This is a genomic window from Bacillus sp. TH13, assembly GCF_016651175.1.
GTDB lineage: Bacteria > Bacillota > Bacilli > Bacillales > Bacillaceae_G > Bacillus_A > Bacillus_A thuringiensis_S.
Genome location: NZ_JAEKEJ010000025.1, coordinates 1,460,001 through 1,476,482 on the forward strand (window position 1 = coordinate 1,460,001; position 16,482 = coordinate 1,476,482).

The following is a 16,482-nucleotide window of genomic DNA, read 5'->3' on the forward strand; positions in this document are numbered from 1 at the left end:
GCTGGAATGAGCGTGCAAAACATGTTGTAAAGCAAATGCATGTACTACAACCAAACCTTGATATCGTTTTAATTGATGAAACACTTTCTTTACTCCCAAAACCCTTTCATCATTTAGAATTTATAAAAGGTTGTCCGCATCACGATCAAACTTTATTAAAGGCTAATATTGCAACGGCACACACCATATTAATAACAGCGGATAAAGAAAAGAACGAAAGCTTAGCAGATACACAGTCCATTTTAAATATTTTAACTGCGAAAGGACTCAATCCAAACATTTACTGCATCGCCGAACTACTTACTACTGAACAAATTCAAAATGCAACGAGAGCTGGCGCGTCAGAAATTATAGAAGGAAATAAATTAACGAGTTATGTATTTACCGCTTCTCTTTTATTCCCTTCTATTTCAGGTGTACTATTCTCACTTTACGATGAAATCTCTGATAACAAATTACAACTGATGGAGCTTTCTCCGTCCTGCACCGGACAAACCTTTGCAAATTGTAGCTATACCCTTTTAAAACAAAACATTCTCTTACTAGGTATAAAGCGCGACGATCAATATATGATTAACCCAGTCCATACCTTCATTCTTATCGAAAGCGACATACTCATTGTTATTCACCATTAATAAAATGACGCTCTAGTTCTTGCATGAGCACTTTCCCAATATTGATATATTTTCTTTTTACATCTCCATCTGGATCTTTCGGTTCAGCAAATTGATCCATCCCACTCGTTCCAGCGGTTAAAGTATTCACATTATCATCTAGTTCGTCTTGATATACGTGCGAAAGAATATACGGCGTTTCAAGACGGACTACTACACCAGGTACATCTAGTTCACCATCTACTGCTGTAAACGGCACTCGTAAAAATTGATACCCATCTTCTTCATCAATTTTGTAATCAAAGCATCCTTTATCATAATCCCAATTACCACCAATGCTATATCCAAGTGGTTTCATAATCTCTTCTAACTTATATAACGCATATGTACGTCCTTCTAAATTTGATTGAATCGGAATCAAGTCCATCCCTCCAAGACTTTTCCTTTAGCATACCCACTTTAGTTTGAATATACTGATGTATCTTTCTGTAAAATAATAAAAAGCGACCGGGTTTCCGGTCGCTTTTTATTATTTTAAACGCTCTTCTAATTCTGCTTTTAATGCTTCAAATCCTGGTTTACCAAGTAAAGCAAACATGTTTTTCTTGTATGCTTCTACTCCAGGTTGGTCAAATGGATTTACGCCTAATAAGTAGCCGCTCATCGCACATGCTTTTTCGAAGAAGTATACAAGGTAACCGAATGTGTACTCATTTAATTCAGGAATATTGACGATTAAGTTTGGTACTCCCCCGTCGCTATGTGCAAGTAATGTACCTTCGTATGCTTTTGTGTTTACGAAGTCTACAGTTTCACCAGCAAGGTAATTTAATCCGTCTAAATCGTTTTCTTCTGATTCGATTGTTAGTTCATGTGTAGATTTACCTACTTTAAGAACTGTTTCAAATAAGTCACGACGACCTTCTTGGACGTATTGACCTAATGAGTGTAAGTCAGTTGAGAAGTTTGCTGAAGATGGGAAAATACCTTTTTGATCTTTTCCTTCACTTTCACCAAATAACTGTTTCCACCACTCAGCGAAGTATTGAAGTGCTGGCTCATAGTTAACAAGCATTTCAATTGTTTTTCCTTTATTGTATAAAGCGTTACGAACTACTGCGTATTGGTAAGCTGGGTTTTCTTCTAGTTCTGATGTTCCGAAGTCATCATGACCAGCAGCTGCACCTTTCATCATCTCTTCAATATTTAAGCCACTTACTGCGATTGGTAACAAACCAACTGGCGTTAATACAGAGAAACGACCTCCAACATCATCTGGAATAACAAATGTTTCGTAATCTTCGTTATCAGCTAATGTTTTTAACGCACCACGTGCTTTATCTGTAGTTGCATAAATACGTTTGCGAGCTTCTTCTTTTCCATACTTTTCTTCTAATAACTTACGGAAGATACGGAATGCTAGTGCTGGCTCTGTTGTTGTACCTGATTTGGAAATAACGTTAATAGAGAAGTCTTTACCTTCTAATACGTCCATTAAATCTTTCATGTAAGTGGAGCTAATGTTTTGTCCAACAAATAGCACTTGTGGAGTTTTACGTTGTTCTTTAGAAAGCGTGTTGTAGAAAGAATGGTTTAACATTTCGATTGCTGCGCGTGCTCCTAAGTAAGAACCACCAATACCTACAACAAGTAAAATGTCAGAGTCATTTTTAATTTTTTCTGCGCATTTTTGAATGCGAGCGAATTCTTCTTTGTCATATTGAAGCGGAAGGTCTACCCACCCAAGGAAATCGTTCCCAGCTCCAGTTTTTTCGTGAATTGCGTGATGTGTTACTTTCACTGCATCACGTAAATAAGTGATTTCATGTTCACCGATGAAGGATAACGCTTTAGAATAGTCGAACGTTACATGTGTACTCATCTTTTTCCCTCCAATTATGGATATGTATTTCTGTATTCACTTTAGCGAAACTGAAGTTGTAAATCAAGCGATTCAACCATTGTAAACGTAACCAATATATATTTTTTAGAAAAAGTTCATTTTTTGCATAAAAATTCGCATTTTTCGGTATAGATGTATATACATCCTCTTTCGAACATTTTTTATGTATAAAAACAACATAACTACCCCATTCTATAAAAGAGTTAATTAACTCATCGCTTGCTCATGCTTCACAATTAAGGGGGGCTTTTTCATGAGTACTTTGCAACGTATCGCATTAGTCTTTACTGTAATTGGCGCTGTGAACTGGGGACTAATCGGATTTTTCCAGTTTGACTTAGTAGCAGCCATTTTCGGTGGACAAAATTCAGCTCTTGCACGTATTATTTACGGCATCGTTGGTATATCTGGGCTTATCAATCTTGGTTTACTGTTTAAACCATCTGAAAATCTTGGTACGCACCCAGAAACAAACGAAATTCGATAATCAGTATGTCCTTTCACCTCCGACATACGAATATGATTGCATGCAATCATATTTGCAAATATATATCATAAGATAAAGTAAAAGAGGAACGCTCATATGCGTTCCTCTTTTACTTTGTTAACTCGGACTCTTCAATCCATTCTGCCAACTTTTCTCGCAGCGTATTAAATCCGTTTTCAGATGGGTTCGGTATAAGAATCCTTCCTTGTTTTCTTTTCGCCGCTTTTAACGATAAACTCATTTTTCTGTGCTCTTCATCAATTGAAAGTACCTTTACTTCTACTGTATCGCCGACTTTTAAAAAGTCATGAATATCCTTTACATATCCATTTGTAATTTCAGATATATGCACAAGTCCTTGTGTTTCTGCATCTAACGCTACAAATGCACCGTAATCTTGAATTCCAGTCACTTTCCCTGTTACAACCACTCCTGTTGTATATTGTTCTGACATATGAAACACTCCCATACGTTTACCATTCTCTCTACAATTATAGAGAGCAAAGCAGATATATTTATTTTAAATATCCGATTGGTTAGTACGCATTCTAGATAATGATATCTAGAATGCGTATACCTTATATTAGTAAATTATACCACTATGACAGAACTCATTCAAAATTCATGAAAAATTTCCCTTAAAGAAGTATAATTCTCCAATATTGGGATAGACTACTAACACATGGCTTTCTAGTATTCCCCCCCTTTTATGGACAAAACGTATTACGTTTTGTCCTTTTTTTATTTTCTACAAATCGTTCCATTCTCTTCATTGCTTCCATAAGTTGTTCAAGCGACGTCGCATATGAACAACGAATAAATCCTTCACCACTTTCGCCAAATACGCTACCAGGGACAACGGCCACTTTTTCTTCCAGCAATAACTGTTCTGCAAATTCCGCTGAAGATAATCCGGTTGAAGATATAGAAGGAAAAACATAAAATGCTCCGCCCGGCACATGACACATTAAGCCCATTTCATTGAAAGATGTCGTCATGAAGTTACGACGCTTCTTATAGCTATCTCTCATTCGAATTACTTCATCGTTCCCTGCGCGTAACGCCTCAAGTGCTGCAAACTGAGACATCGTCGGTGCGCACATCATTGAATATTGATGGATTTTGAGCATTAATTCTGAAAATTGAACAGGAGCTGCAATCATACCGAGGCGCCATCCTGTCATCGCAAATCCTTTTGAAAATCCTGAAATTAAAATCGTATGCTCACGCATATTTTTAATACTTGCGAAACTTGTATATACTTCGTCGTATACAAGCTCTGCATAAATTTCATCAGATAATACGATTAGATTGTACTTCTCAACAATCACTGCTATTTCTTCAAGCTCGGATTTATTTAGCATTGCACCTGTCGGGTTATTTGGTGAACAAAGTAAAATCGCCTTTGTTTTCGCTGTAATAACTGCTTCAATTTGTTCTGGTTGTACTTTAAACTCGTTTTCTAACGTAGTCGCCACAGGAACCGGAACTCCTCCAGCTAATGTCACAAGTGGTGCATAAGAAACGAAGCTCGGTTCAATAATGAGCACTTCATCATCAGGATTTATAATGGCGCGCATCGCTACATCTAACGCCTGACTCGCTCCAACTGTAACAATGATTTCATTACTTGGATCATACGATACTGCAAATTGTTTTTTTAGATACTTTGCTATTTCTTGACGAAGCTCCAATAATCCTGCATTTGCTGTATATGACGTATACCCTTGTTCCAAAGAACGAATACATGCTTGCCTTACATTCCAAGGTGTAACAAAATCTGGCTCTCCTACCCCGAGGGAAATAACACCTTTCATATTTGCTGCTAAATCGAAAAATTTCCGAATACCAGATGGTTTTAAAGATTCTGCTGATCTGGATAGTTCAAATTGCTTCATGGTGTCACCACAATTCGCTTATCATCATCGTCTTTTTCATAAATAACGCCCTCATGTTTATACTTCTTCAAAATGAAATGAGTAGTTGTAGAAACGACAGATTCAATTGTTGCTAATTTCTCAGAAACAAACATCGCTACTTCCCCCATCGTTTTCCCTTCTAATGTAATAGAAAGATCATATGTCCCTGACATTAAATAAACGGATTTCACTTCTGAATAACGATAAATTTGTTCAGCAACCGCATCAAACCCAACGCCGCGCTTTGGTGTAACTTTCACATCGATCATCGCCGTTAAACCTGTATGTTCTTTCACCTTCGTCCAATCAATATGTGTTACATAATCCACAATAATTTTTTCATTTTCTAATCTCGCAACCATCTTCTTTACTTCTTCTACTTCTATATTTAACAGCTTCGCTAATGTATCTACAGATAATCGACTACTCTTTTCAAGACAAGCTAATAATTCTAATTCTTTTTCTGTCACCATATAAATCATCCTTCCTTTTCGTTTGTGTCTAAATTATACAAATACCCTTTCCAGTTTGAAAAGAAGATTTTTCTATTGAATTATGTCAAAATAAAGTGAAACTTTAATCAGCGAAATGCTTCACCCCGCTGATTATTAGTTGAACCAATCGGGCTTTTACGGACAGTAGCTCTCCCACCTAACCTCTTTGCTTGAGCTGCTTTTTGAGGCGGGAGACTTGCTGTCCGTTAATGCGGGGTAAAGTGAAACTTTAATCAGTGGAAAAATGCGTGATAAAGCGAAAGGGGATGGAATCGTGAAACCAAAAGTTTATATTGCTGAACCAGTTCCAACATTTGTAGAAAACTATTTATCAGAACACTGTGATTATGAAAAATGGGATCAAAATGAAAAAGTACCTCGTGATGTTCTATTAGAGAAAATACAAGATAAAGATGGGTTATTAAATTTCGGATCTGCTATTAATGAAGAATTACTAACAGTAGCTCCTAACTTAAAAGTAGTGAGCAACATTTCTGTTGGTTACGATAATTTTGATTTACAAGCGATGAAAAAACGAAATGTTATCGGAACGAATACACCATACGTATTAGATGATACAGTAGCTGATCTTGTTTTCGCCCTTATGTTATCTGCTGGGCGCCGTGTTTGCGAACTCGATTCTTATGTAAAAAATGGTGAATGGAACACTGAAATTGGAAAAGAACACTTCGGACTAGATGTACACCATAGCACAATTGGTATTATCGGAATGGGCCGAATTGGAGAAGCAGTTGCAAAACGAGCAAAATTCGGATTTGATATGAATGTTCTTTACTATAACCGCCGTCGTAAAGAAGAAGCTGAACAAAAATTCGATGCTACATATTGTGATTTACAGACGCTACTGAAGCAGTCTGACTTTATTGTTCTTCTTACTCCATTAACAGATGAAACATATCACCTTATCGGAGAAAAGGAATTTTCATTAATGAAAGAAACAGCAATCTTCATTAATGCTTCTCGCGGGAAAACAGTAGATGAAGAAGCGTTAATCCATGCTTTAACAGAAAAGAAAATCTTTGCAGCAGGTATCGATACATTTACACAAGAGCCGATTCAAAAAGATAATCCACTCTTATCATTACAAAATGTTGTGACTTTACCACACATCGGATCTGCAACATTAAAAACTAGGCAGCAAATGGCTATGACCGCCGCTGAAAATTTAGTTGCAGGATTGCAAGGAAAAACACCGCCTAATATTGTTCGCGGGTAATACTGAATAAACGAAAAGCAAGATGACATCGTCATCTTGCCTTTTTTTGTTAACATATTTTCTTCTTCCTTGGAGATGATATGAACAAAAATCAATGGAGTGACAAAAAATGAATCACGAATATACTTGTCCTTATTTCACTTTTTCCACTCGCGGCACTACTATTCATTACGAATTGTATGAACATGATAATAAAACAGAACGTCCTACTTTCGTACTCGTTCACGGCTTTTTATCTTCCTCATTCAGTTACCGTCGTCTCATTCCCTTACTATCGAAGGAAGGAACAGTCATTGCTCTTGATTTACCACCGTTCGGAAAAAGTGATAAGTCTCATCTGTTTAAGTATTCTTATCACAATTTAGCAACGATCATTATTGATTTAATTGAACATTTATCTCTCTCAAACATTGTATTAGTTGGGCACTCTATGGGTGGGCAAATTTCTCTCTATGTAAACCGTATACGTCCTGAACTCATCTCAAAGACGATTTTACTATGCAGCTCTAGCTATTTAGCACGCGCAACCTTACCTTTACTATACTCTTCTTATTTACCGTTCTTTCATTTATACGTAAAGAACTGGATTATTAGACGCGGCATTGTTCATAACTTAATGAATGTCGTTCATGATCACTCATTAATTGACGATGAAATGAAAAAAGGTTACTCCGCTCCTTTTTATGACGACCGTATATTTCCCGCTTTAACTCGCATGATACGAGACCGTGAAGGTGACTTATCTTCAACTGAATTACAAAAAATCGAAACACCTACACTACTCATTTGGGGTGAAAAAGACCGCGTCGTCCCTGTACATGTAGGTCATCGTCTACACAAAGATTTACCGAATTCAAAATTTATTTCTTACGAAAATACAGGACATTTACTACCTGAAGAAAAGCCTGAACATGTTTATGAAGAAATTATCGCTTTTTCTGCGCAATAAAGTGAAACTTTAATTAGCCCCCACCTAACTTCTTTGCTTCTGCTGAATTTTGAGGTGGGGGTCTTACTGCCCGGCAAATAGCGGGATAATATAAAAAAGGCCGTCGGAAATTCCGACAGCCTATAATGAACAGCTTCCGCCTTCTTTTATTACAAGTAATTCCACAGCTAATTTCTCACATTTTTCAAGCGCAGGTACTTCCTCAAAAGACATAAAGTATATATGTTGAATCTTCTTTGCGATGTATTTTGGATCATCAAACACACTTATGACGTTCACAACATCGCTCGCTTCTGTTTCATAAAACTCCGGTCCCATTTGAAACGGATCCCAATTCTTCACAACCTCTATCATCTTTTCATATGTACCCATTCGCTTCCCGCCTTTTCACTTTTTAATACTTTTCTTTATCCTATCACATCAGCTATTCTATAAGAAGAGAGAGAACTTTCATAACTTATTGGTTTTACAGAAGAAGGGGGCAAACGTATGCAACTATTTCATAAAGCAATCAATCGACGTGGAACGCATAGTATAAAATGGGATACATATAAAAACGAAGAACTTATCCATGCTTGGATTGCTGATATGGATTTTGAAGTACCAAAACCAATTCAAACTGCCTTAAAACAACGAATCGAACATCCGATTTTTGGCTATACACTTCCTCCCGAAAATATTGGGGATATTATTTGTAACTGGACAAAACAACAATACGACTGGGATATTCAAAAAGAATGGCTTGTCTTTAGCGCCGGAATCGTTCCAGCTCTTAGTACGAGCATACAGGCTTTCACAAAGGAAAACGAAGCCGTTCTTGTACAACCACCTATTTATCCTCCATTTTTCGAAATGGTCACAACAAACAACAGGCAGTTATGCGTGAGTCCATTACAGAAACAAAATGATACATATGTGATAGACTTCGAGCATTTAGAAAAGCAGTTTCAGCAAGGCGTCAAACTCATGCTTCTTTGTAGCCCTCATAACCCAATCGGACGCGTTTGGACGAAAGAGGAACTTGTGCAGCTCGGATCGTTATGTACTAAATATAACGTAATCATTGTCGCGGATGAAATTCATTCCGATATCATTTATGCAGACCATACACATACGCCGTTCGCTTCCTTATCTGAAGAATTAGCAGAGCGCACTATCACTTGTATGGCTCCAAGTAAAACATTTAATATCGCTGGATTACAAGCATCGATTATTATCATTCCAAACGAAAAACTCCGTCACGCCTTTACAGCTATCCAATATAGACAAGGCTTCCACGGGTTAAATATCTTCGCTTATACAGCGATGCAAAGTGCCTATACAGAATGTAATGATTGGTTAAACGAAATTCGATTATATATAGAAGATAATGCTCAATTTGCTTGTGAATATATTAAAACTCACATACCTACTCTTTCCGTAACGAAGCCAGAAGGTAGCTTTTTATTATGGATTGATTGTTCTCGTCTAAAGCTTTCTCAAAACGAGCGTACTGCATTACTTGAGGAAAAAGGAAAAATCATCGTTGAACCTGGTGAGAAATACGGGTTAGGTGGCGAAGAACATATTCGAATTAACATCGGCTGTCCACGATCTGTTTTAGAAGAAATTTTGAACAGACTGCGTCATACGTTTTCATAATAAGAAAAGAGGCTGTCATAAATCATTTTAGGACAACCTCCTTTATCCATATCTTTTCAATTACGTTTCACAAAAAAAGCTACCATGCACGGTAGCTTTTACTTTTTCTTCATATCCGATGCTTTTTTTACAATGACACCACAAGCAATTCGATCACCTGATTTACCTGTCGGTTGTGTCATACCATCATCAGCGTTTTCTGTAATAATAATAGACGCTCCATCTTTTCTATGAATCGTTGTTTTTCCTTCTTCAAGCGTTATGTGCGGCGCGTCGATTTCTGCCTTGATCTTTCCAGAACCGTCTGCAATTACGTTCGGTAAATCACCGTTTTCTGCACCCTTCGGATTAAGAAGACCATGTTTTTTATCATCAGGATTAAAATGATTCCCGGATGATTCAAAACGAGGTGCCTTACACTCTCCGATTTCATGTACATGTAGTCCGTGTGGTCCTGGCGTGAAACCTTCCCCTTTAATCGTAATTTTCACTCCACTTGTTTGCTGAACTACTTTCGCAGTCCCTACTTCATCTCCTGAAGCATTATGTAATTTCACTTCAATTTCTTTCGGCTTTCCTTGGTCACAACCTGCCATCAGAAATAATAAACAACAACTGAAAAAAAGCCGTTTCTTCATTCCATTCCCTCCAAAATATATTCTGCCCTTAGATTGTCCGAGCATAGAGGGAAACATACAAAAATGCGTTACTGTTTCTTTTCAGCTAATAGTTTTTCTTCAACTTTCTGTAATCGCTCTGCTTCTCTTTTTGATATACGAATAAACATGCGCCACGTGGCAATAGCACCGATAATAAATAGAACGCACACAATCCCTGGAATAATATATTCTGTTTTATCTTCTGGAAAATATAAAGGCATCATAACGAACACTCCTTAATTATAGGATTCAAAAAACATCAGAATTTTCTGTTATATATCTTTAAATTATAGTTGAACCAGTTCATATTCTCAAGGGGCGTTCCGAAAGTGAATGATTTCTTTGACTCCTTCTCCTACTTTCCTTACTATAAACTTGAGGTGAAAAATATGAGAGAAACATTTGAAATTGGCGAAATCGTTACTGGTATTTATAAAACAGGAAAATACATTGGCGAAGTTACAAATAGCCGCCCTGGCAGTTACGTCGTAAAAGTATTAGCTGTTTTAAAACATCCGGTGCAAGGTGACTTACATAACGTAAAACAAGCTGACGTACCATTTTTCCACGAAAGACGTGCTTTAGCTTTTCGTGAGCAAACGAACATTCCAGAACAAATGGTGAAGAAATATGAAGGAGAAATTCCGGATTATACAGATTCACTCAAATTAGCATTAGAAACTCAAATGAATTCATTTTCTGAAGATGATTCACCTTTTGCAGAGCGTAGTCTAGAAACATTAGAACAGTTAAAGAAAGACTACAAACTCTAAAAAACAAAACGACCAAATTACATAATGTGCAATTTGGTCGTTACTGTGTACTCACTTTCTTTAACACTTTTGAAAAATCAACAAGTTCTCCTAATGTTGGAGGTGCTGGTTTTACTAAATACTCTTTATCTTTTTCTACTAGTTTAAAAATATTGTACGTCGTCATTGCATCATCAAGCGCACAATGATGCTTCCCTGTCCCTACTTTTCCATACGCCTCAATTGCTTTCCATAATCCTGTTTGATTTCTTTCTCCAAAAAACTTCTTATACTCAAGCGATAAATCACGACACTGTCCGAAGAACGGAAAAGCTATCCCTGCCATTTCACAATTATGCTTCAGCACTTTCATATCCATATTTCCCCACGTTACAATTGTCGGTTTACATTTCGTTTCGTATTCTGAAAGCTTCTTAACGAGTTCAGGAAATGAAATCCCTTTATCCACGACTTCTTGTTTTATTCCTAAAAACTTCTTACACCGATCCGTTAAAGAGGGAAATGTTTTCGGCCTGACATGTGATGAATACGTATCTTCCACCTTACAGCCAGCAACTGAAACGAGTCCTACCTCAATAATTTCCGGAAAAAATCCTTTCGGTTTCTTTCTATGCTGGGGCATCGTAAACTCAAAGTCTAAAAATAAAAATCGTTGTTCATCCATACGATCCCTTCCTTATCATTTTTGTCATTCCTTTCTATTTGACACTCCTACACGAACAAGCTCGAATGCTAATTCCATTTTAAATATTCAGATTGGATGTATCTTATATATATGTCAAATGCCCACAAATATTTTAAAAAATAAGAAAAAATGACCTATGCAGAAAATATGACAAAATCCCTCCTTTCATTTACATCCGCAGTTTTTCTACTTTATAATGACGTTATGTGTGTTTCATCTAGTTAATATTTGACACACTAAGAAAAATGAATGAAAGGAGATGAGATTTTTGCACGAAACAACGCAAGAACTCGCTAACTGGCAGTATTATTTTGCTATCGCAGTCTTTTTAATTACATATGCCATTATTATTTCTGAAAAAATTAATCGCGCTGTCATCGCACTTCTTGGTGCAGCACTCATGGTAATTGTGGGGGTCGTCGATTTACATAACGCCTTTACGAAACATATTGAATGGGGAACGATTACGCTACTCATCGGTATGATGATTTTGGTGAACATTACGAGTAAATCAGGTGTTTTCCAATACGTTGCCATTAAAGCAGCAAAAGGGGCACAAGGAAATCCAATTAAAATTTTAATTTCCCTTTCCCTACTTACTGCGCTTGGCTCCGCATTTTTAGATAACGTTACAACTGTACTTCTTGTTGTTCCAGTTACTTTATCTATTACGCGCATACTGCAAGTAAATCCTGTTCCTTATTTACTTTCTGAAATTATTTTCTCAAACATTGGGGGAACTGCAACATTAATTGGTGATCCACCTAACATTATGATTGGTTCTGCCAATAAACATTTAGACTTCAATGCTTTCCTATTGAATCTAGCACCAATCGTAATTATTATTATTGGAGTTACAGCAACAATACTTTACTTCATGTACCGCAAACAATTAATTGCCGATCCTGTACAAGTCAAAAAATTAATGAGCTTAGATGAAAAACAATACATTAAAGATCCAGTATTAATGAAAAAATCTTTAACGGTACTTGGACTTACAATTGTAGGTTTCATGACTCATTCTATTTTCCATATTGATGCGGCTATCATTGCCTTAACTGGTGCTACTGTACTTATGTTAATTGGTGTGAAAGAGCATGAAATTGAAGAAGTATTTGCAAGCGTAGAGTGGGTAACAATCTTCTTCTTCGCAGGGCTATTCGTACTTGTTGGAGGACTTATCGATATCGGTCTTATCAAAATGTTAGCTCAAAAAGTAATTGGTATAACAGGCGGAGATATTTCTTACGCATCCATCCTTATTTTATGGGTATCTGGTATCGCCTCTGCAACAATTGATAACATCCCATTCGTCGCAACAATGATTCCACTTATTAACGATATGGCAGTTGGGCTAGGCTTATCACCATCTGACGCACAAATCGATGTATTATGGTGGGCATTAGCACTAGGTGCTTGTCTCGGCGGAAACGGAACATTAATCGGAGCTTCTGCTAACGTAATCGTTGCAGGTATCGCGAGCCGCGAAGGGCATAAATTTAGTTACATGGAATTCCTAAAAGTCGGTTTCCCAATTATGATCGTTTCATTAATCATTTCTCACATTTATATTTATTTACGCTACCTTATGTAGTAGAAAAAGCGCCCTGATAATCAGGGCGCTTTTTTACTTATATCTAAAATATATCGACTTATCAACAGAAACGAAAAATCTACTCTTTATATCTCACCGGTTCATTTCGAATAATAAATAAATGAATCGGTAAGAAAACCGAAAATGTGATTGTATGAATAATCGTAAACAATATAGAATTCGTTCCGTATCTATCTAAAATTGCGTAGATAAGATAAATAGACAGCACAATCGATACAGCTGTTGCTAATAAATATAGAATTGGTACGAAGTTAAAAATGAAACACGCGACATATATGCCGAATACTTTCCATCCCGCTTCTTCTTTTAAGAAATCCGGTAATTTGTCTTTTGCTAAATCACCCCATATCTTACTATTTAAAAAAGGAATAAACGCAAGAGCACCATCCGTTGCACCATCATTTTTCGCCATCGTATACAGTGCAAAAGCCGTTAATAAATACGCAATAATTGCCCAAATCAATACAACAAGAATAAACGCAAAACTAAGAGCAAAGAAACCTGCTAGTACGCCTTGATCCTCCATCTTATCCTCTCCTCTCTACTTTCAACATATTTCATTACATTGCAAGTTATGTTTTAAAATTTATCCAAACTCTTTGTATAATAAGAGAAGAAAGAGAATAAGAGAGGAGAAACACATATGCATCCATTTGCAAAAGCATTACAAGAGCATTTTACAGCTCATCAAAATCCTGAAAAAGCAGAACCTATGGCTCGTTATATGAAAAATCACTTCCCATTTCTAGGTATTCAAACACCGGAAAGACGCCAATTGTTAAAAGACGTCATTCAAATACATACTCTCCCAGATAAAAAAGACTTTCAAATTATCGTACGTGAGCTGTGGGACTTACCAGAACGTGAATTCCAAGCGGCCGCACTTGATATTATGCAAAAATATAAAAAGCATATAAACGAAACTCATATCCCCTTCTTAGAAGAACTTATTGTCACAAAATCTTGGTGGGACTCTGTCGATAGCATCGTCCCTACATTCTTAGGTACTATCTTTTTAAAACACCCAGAATTGATTTCTGCGTATATTCCAAAATGGATTGCATCAGATAACATATGGTTACAACGTGCCGCTATTTTATTCCAACTGAAATATAAACAAAAGATGGATGAAGAACTTCTTTTCTGGATTATTGGACAACTACATTCTTCAAAAGAATTTTTCATTCAAAAAGCGATTGGCTGGGTCCTTCGTGAATATGCAAAAACAAATCCGGATGTAGTTTGGGAATACGTGCAAAACAATGAACTCGCTCCATTAAGTAAGCGTGAAGCAATTAAGCATATTAAACAAAATTACGGAATAAATAATGAAAAAATAGGTGAGACTCTATCATAGATAGACGCGTTCCTCTATTGAGATTTAAAAAAGAACGTGTTAGAATATGTTCATTATTATTAATATAAGTAGCGATGACGGACTTATAAGTACTTGCATAAAAAGCGATTCAGGGATAGTGAAAGCCTGAAGCCGCAAGGAAACGGCAGTCCCGAGCAATACATGATAAAGTGGATGCACCTTTTGTGTATCAACTAGGGTGGAACCGCGGGCAAACGCTCGTCCCTAGGCAAATAAGCCTTGGGATGAGCGTTTTTTTATGTTCTTTTTAGCATATACTGCTCGTTTCCAAAGTATCAGAGTATGTCATCGCCAATACGTTAACTTTCAAAAGGAGGATTTTCTTATGTATTCAATGGAACAAGTTGTAAACTTAGCGAAACATCGCGGTTTTGTTTTCCCTGGTTCTGAAATTTACGGTGGTCTTGCAAACACTTGGGATTACGGTCCACTTGGAATCGAATTAAAAAATAACGTTAAAAAAGCTTGGTGGAAAAAATTCATTCAAGAATCTCCACACAACGTTGGTTTAGACGCAGCTATTTTAATGAACCCTAAAACTTGGATCGCTTCTGGTCATGTTGGTAACTTCAACGATCCAATGATCGACTGTAAAAAATGTAAAGCTCGTCACCGTGCTGACAAATTAATTGAGGATGCTTTAGATGCAAAAGGCATCGAAATGGTTGTTGACGGTCTTACTTTCGACCAAATGGCTGACTTAATGAAAGAACATGAAGTAAAATGTCCTGATTGCGGTAGTGAAGAATTCACTGAAATCCGTCAGTTCAACTTAATGTTCAAAACATTCCAAGGTGTTACAGAGTCTAGCACAAACGAAATCTTCCTTCGTCCTGAAACAGCACAAGGTATTTTCGTAAACTTCAAAAACGTTCAACGCTCTATGCGTAAAAAGCTTCCATTTGGTATTGGCCAAATCGGTAAGAGTTTCCGTAACGAAATCACACCTGGTAACTTCACATTCCGTACACGTGAATTCGAACAAATGGAACTTGAATTCTTCTGTAAGCCTGGTGAAGATTTAGAGTGGTTCGCATTCTGGCGTGAAACTTGTAAAAACTGGTTACTTTCACTTGGTATGACTGAAGAGAGCATGCGTCTTCGTGACCACGGTGAAGAAGAGTTATCTCACTACAGTAATGCAACAACTGACATTGAATTCAAATTCCCATTCGGTTGGGGCGAACTTTGGGGCGTTGCATCTCGTACAGACTTCGACTTAAAACGTCACATGGAACACTCAAACGAAGACTTTAACTATATCGATCCACAAACGAATGAGCGTTACGTACCATACTGTATCGAGCCATCTTTAGGCGCAGACCGCGTAACATTAGCATTCTTATGTGATGCATATGAAGAAGAGCAATTAGAAAACGATTCTCGTACAGTTCTTCGTTTCCACCCTGCTTTAGCACCATACAAAGCAGCTATCTTACCATTATCTAAAAAGCTATCTGAAGGTGCTACTGAAGTATTCGCAGAATTAGCTAAAGACTTCATGGTAGACTTTGATGAAACTGGTTCTATCGGTAAACGTTACCGTCGTCAAGACGAAATCGGTACACCATTCTGTATCACATACGACTTCGACTCAGTTGAAGACAAAGCTGTTACAGTACGTGACCGTGACACAATGGAACAAGTTCGTATGCCAATTAGCGAACTAAAAGGTTTCTTAGAGAAGAAAATCCAGTTCTAATTATAAGAAAAAGAGGCTGCTCATAAGAGCGCCTCTTTTTTAATTTTCACGTTTTTCTTTAATTGCTACTGTACATCTTGATATACATAGTAAATCATCATTTTCATCAATAATGCGAACATCCCAAACCATTGTCGATTGTCCTCTATGTATCGGTGTCCCAATCGCTGTTACAATTCCATCTTTCTTTGAGCGAATGTGGTTTGCATTAATTTCTAATCCGAAACAAATACATTTTTCTTGATCAATTAAATTATATGAACCGACACTTGCCACTGTTTCTGCTAATGCAACCGATGCACCACCATGCAAAAATCCAAACGGCTGATGCGTACGCTCATCAACAGGCATCGTAGCAACCACCTTATCTTCTGTCATCTCTAACAACTCAATTCCAAGTGAATCCATTAAAGTTTTTGCCATATC

Annotated in this window: 20 protein-coding genes (1 of these 20 cut by a window edge); 9 read left to right on the forward strand and 11 right to left on the reverse strand. The window is 37.1% G+C overall.

Annotated features, from left to right (window positions below; all coding sequences use genetic code 11):
- Positions 1-635 carry the 3' portion of a potassium channel family protein gene (locus JFU02_RS15915; RefSeq protein WP_098838606.1) on the forward strand. The gene continues 361 nt to the left of window position 1, outside the view, so only the last 635 of its 996 coding nucleotides appear in the window; its start codon lies off the left edge, out of view; it ends in the stop codon at positions 633-635.
- On the opposite strand, the gene JFU02_RS15920 is transcribed toward JFU02_RS15915, so the two are convergent.
- Together JFU02_RS15920 and JFU02_RS15925 are read right to left on the reverse strand one after the other, a co-directional pair.
- A complete protein-coding gene (locus JFU02_RS15920) occupies positions 622-1,035 on the reverse strand; it encodes a YugN-like family protein (protein WP_000612335.1) in 414 nt (137 codons plus the stop codon). The two genes, JFU02_RS15915 and JFU02_RS15920, sit on opposite strands and share 14 nt — an antisense overlap.
- Positions 1,036-1,143: 108 nt before the next feature.
- Positions 1,144-2,496, reverse strand: coding sequence for a glucose-6-phosphate isomerase (locus tag JFU02_RS15925; protein ID WP_098838605.1), 1,353 nt, complete (start codon positions 2,494-2,496; stop codon positions 1,144-1,146).
- 274 nt (positions 2,497-2,770) lie between these two features.
- Here JFU02_RS15925 and JFU02_RS15930 point away from each other — a divergent pair, with 274 nt between their 5' ends.
- Entirely contained in the window at positions 2,771-3,004 is a 234-nt protein-coding gene (locus JFU02_RS15930; protein ID WP_000105788.1) for a DUF378 domain-containing protein, read from the forward strand.
- A 109-nt stretch (positions 3,005-3,113) separates the two neighbouring features.
- Here the strand turns inward: JFU02_RS15930 and yugI are convergent, their stop codons facing one another.
- From yugI to JFU02_RS15945, 3 genes are all read right to left on the reverse strand, one after another.
- A complete protein-coding gene (gene yugI, locus JFU02_RS15935; RefSeq protein WP_000003764.1) occupies positions 3,114-3,458 on the reverse strand; it encodes a S1 domain-containing post-transcriptional regulator GSP13 in 345 nt (114 codons plus the stop codon).
- Positions 3,459-3,711: 253 nt separating this feature from the next.
- Positions 3,712-4,902: an aminotransferase gene (locus JFU02_RS15940; protein ID WP_000808538.1), complete on the reverse strand. Its 1,191-nt coding sequence runs from the start codon at positions 4,900-4,902 to the stop codon at positions 3,712-3,714.
- Positions 4,899-5,396: an Lrp/AsnC family transcriptional regulator gene (locus JFU02_RS15945; RefSeq protein WP_000255697.1), complete on the reverse strand. Its 498-nt coding sequence runs from the start codon at positions 5,394-5,396 to the stop codon at positions 4,899-4,901. Before JFU02_RS15945 ends, JFU02_RS15940 begins: the two co-directional genes overlap by 4 nt.
- 265 nt (positions 5,397-5,661) lie before the next feature.
- Between JFU02_RS15945 and JFU02_RS15950 the strand changes: the two genes are divergently transcribed.
- Positions 5,662-6,654, forward strand: coding sequence for a 2-hydroxyacid dehydrogenase (locus tag JFU02_RS15950; protein WP_001205001.1), 993 nt, complete (start codon positions 5,662-5,664; stop codon positions 6,652-6,654).
- Between the two features lie 109 nt (positions 6,655-6,763).
- Positions 6,764-7,603, forward strand: coding sequence for an alpha/beta fold hydrolase (locus JFU02_RS15955; RefSeq protein WP_001015211.1), 840 nt, complete (start codon positions 6,764-6,766; stop codon positions 7,601-7,603).
- A 120-nt stretch (positions 7,604-7,723) separates the two neighbouring features.
- On the opposite strand, the gene JFU02_RS15960 is transcribed toward JFU02_RS15955, so the two are convergent.
- The gene (locus JFU02_RS15960) at positions 7,724-7,975 is read right to left on the reverse strand and encodes a YugE family protein (RefSeq protein ID WP_000537641.1); all 252 of its coding nucleotides are present in this window, start codon (positions 7,973-7,975) and stop codon (positions 7,724-7,726) included.
- A 117-nt stretch (positions 7,976-8,092) separates the two neighbouring features.
- Between JFU02_RS15960 and JFU02_RS15965 the strand changes: the two genes are divergently transcribed.
- Positions 8,093-9,244 (forward strand): MalY/PatB family protein, encoded by a 1,152-nt coding sequence (locus JFU02_RS15965; RefSeq protein WP_098285451.1) that lies wholly within the window; start codon positions 8,093-8,095, stop codon positions 9,242-9,244.
- 98 nt (positions 9,245-9,342) lie between these two features.
- Here JFU02_RS15965 and sodC read toward each other — a convergent pair whose 3' ends face one another.
- Entirely contained in the window at positions 9,343-9,882 is a 540-nt protein-coding gene (gene sodC / locus JFU02_RS15970; RefSeq protein WP_000746518.1) for a superoxide dismutase [Cu-Zn], read from the reverse strand.
- A 68-nt stretch (positions 9,883-9,950) separates the two neighbouring features.
- Positions 9,951-10,127 (reverse strand): hypothetical protein, encoded by a 177-nt coding sequence (locus JFU02_RS15975; RefSeq protein WP_000982756.1) that lies wholly within the window; start codon positions 10,125-10,127, stop codon positions 9,951-9,953.
- 165 nt (positions 10,128-10,292) lie between these two features.
- Between JFU02_RS15975 and kapB the strand changes: the two genes are divergently transcribed.
- A complete protein-coding gene (kapB, locus tag JFU02_RS15980; protein ID WP_001209340.1) occupies positions 10,293-10,676 on the forward strand; it encodes a kinase-associated lipoprotein KapB in 384 nt (127 codons plus the stop codon).
- A gap of 40 nt (positions 10,677-10,716) precedes the next feature.
- Here kapB and kapD read toward each other — a convergent pair whose 3' ends face one another.
- Complete coding sequence (kapD, locus tag JFU02_RS15985; protein WP_000344358.1) at positions 10,717-11,340, reverse strand: 3'-5' exonuclease KapD; 624 nt, start codon at positions 11,338-11,340, stop codon at positions 10,717-10,719.
- Positions 11,341-11,629: 289 nt separating this feature from the next.
- On the opposite strand from kapD, the gene JFU02_RS15990 reads away from it, so the two are divergent.
- A complete protein-coding gene (locus JFU02_RS15990; protein WP_000545234.1) occupies positions 11,630-12,955 on the forward strand; it encodes an ArsB/NhaD family transporter in 1,326 nt (441 codons plus the stop codon).
- Positions 12,956-13,034: 79 nt separating this feature from the next.
- Here JFU02_RS15990 and JFU02_RS15995 read toward each other — a convergent pair whose 3' ends face one another.
- On the reverse strand, positions 13,035-13,502 hold the full coding sequence (locus JFU02_RS15995; RefSeq protein WP_000390065.1) for a hypothetical protein: 468 nt from the start codon (positions 13,500-13,502) through the stop codon (positions 13,035-13,037).
- A gap of 117 nt (positions 13,503-13,619) precedes the next feature.
- Here JFU02_RS15995 and JFU02_RS16000 point away from each other — a divergent pair, with 117 nt between their 5' ends.
- Together JFU02_RS16000 and JFU02_RS16005 are read left to right on the forward strand one after the other, a co-directional pair.
- Positions 13,620-14,333, forward strand: coding sequence for a DNA alkylation repair protein (locus JFU02_RS16000; protein ID WP_098316667.1), 714 nt, complete (start codon positions 13,620-13,622; stop codon positions 14,331-14,333).
- A 346-nt stretch (positions 14,334-14,679) separates the two neighbouring features.
- Complete coding sequence (locus JFU02_RS16005; protein ID WP_000287148.1) at positions 14,680-16,056, forward strand: glycine--tRNA ligase; 1,377 nt, start codon at positions 14,680-14,682, stop codon at positions 16,054-16,056.
- 39 nt (positions 16,057-16,095) lie between these two features.
- On the opposite strand, the gene JFU02_RS16010 is transcribed toward JFU02_RS16005, so the two are convergent.
- Positions 16,096-16,479 (reverse strand): hotdog fold thioesterase, encoded by a 384-nt coding sequence (locus JFU02_RS16010; RefSeq protein ID WP_001140613.1) that lies wholly within the window; start codon positions 16,477-16,479, stop codon positions 16,096-16,098.
- Between the last annotated feature and the right edge of the window lie 3 nt (positions 16,480-16,482).